Source organism: Acinetobacter sp. R933-2 (assembly GCF_030325485.1).
Taxonomy (GTDB): Bacteria; Pseudomonadota; Gammaproteobacteria; order Pseudomonadales; family Moraxellaceae; genus Acinetobacter; species Acinetobacter sichuanensis.
The window spans coordinates 1-1,201 of the sequence record NZ_JACAIJ010000053.1 but is presented as its reverse complement, the minus strand read 5'-3'; the positions used below and the strand labels follow the sequence as shown (position 1 = coordinate 1,201).

The 1,201-nt window shown below is 26.1% G+C and carries 2 protein-coding genes; both read right to left on the bottom strand.

Features of this window, described 5'->3' with window-relative positions; genetic code table 11:
• Positions 1–84: 84 nt before the first annotated feature.
• Positions 85–312 carry a hypothetical protein gene (locus tag HX005_RS19520; protein WP_286378571.1) on the bottom strand — a complete coding sequence of 76 codons (228 nt, stop codon included), beginning with the start codon at positions 310–312 and terminating at the stop codon, positions 85–87.
• Between the two features lie 113 nt (positions 313–425).
• Positions 426–641 (bottom strand): cold-shock protein, encoded by a 216-nt coding sequence (locus HX005_RS19515; protein ID WP_286378570.1) that lies wholly within the window; start codon positions 639–641, stop codon positions 426–428.
• Positions 642–1,201 lie beyond the last annotated feature (560 nt).

Genomic DNA, 1,201 nt, shown 5'->3' with positions numbered 1-1,201 from the left:
TATATTGATGTTTATAACATCATTTGAGGAGCAGAATATCACTTATAGGAGTTGTTCAAATTTACGGATCCATCTCTGTTGGCTCTAAGTAACTTTATGACTTAATTTAAATAGCTGATTTAAAGAAGTGTAAAATGTACGACCATCCAAATTTAAATCAACCTCGATTCCAGATGAAAGAAGAACTCTTTTACCTACTTCGACTTTTTTTAAACCTTGACGTGTATTTTGCATTTTATGAAGGGGAATTAATGAAACAATAATTTCATTACCATTTTTAGATTTTGCAATTAAATCATTTAATTCTAACAACTTATATCCTGTTTTTTTGAAGTTTTTCTAATTTGAAAAACAACTTTAAAATTTAATTTTAAAGTATAAAAAAGCACTCATCAGTGCTTTTTATTACTGTCTATTATTACTACTTAGATAGTAACAATATTTACAGCATTTGGTCCTTTTTGACCTTGAGCTATACTGAATTCAACCATTTGACCTTCCATTAAGGTTTTGAAACCTGAATTAGAAATTTCGCTGAAATGAGCAAAAACGTCTGGACCTGACTCTTGTTGAATAAAACCAAAACCTTTAGTTTCGTTGAACCACTTTACAGTACCTTTAACAATATTTGAGTTTGACATAATATATCCTACTAATTTTAGTCAAATTATTGACTGATTATAACTTTGAAATAATAAAGAATGAGACTTAAAATCTGAAAAAACGAAGGATTATGACTAAAACTGCGATACTTAAAGAAGATTTATCGAAACAAGACTTTCTTATAATTAAGTTAACTATACACTAAAAACTTATTTAATCAAGTTTTTTTATATGTATATTTATTAAACTTATAAAAAGATAGAATTAAATAAAAATTTAATAAAATCATATTTTTATTGTAAAATTAAAAATATAAGGTTAATATTTCGGTCTAGTAAGATTGATAAGTCATGAATGCGATTATATAGCTCTGTAATAATAATATTAATGTTTTTAATTTCGGGAATGATGATTTTTTGCCATACACAAATCACGTATCAACCACCAAATTTACCCCTTTAAATATTGCTAATTAGCCATATTCAAAAATAATGAATATCTTTATTTAACATAAAATCTGATATGCGAAATTTAGGTCTTATCCCACATAACGCCATTAAAAAGATCTTTATCTTTCTGCCTGTTTTCTTCGGTCTTA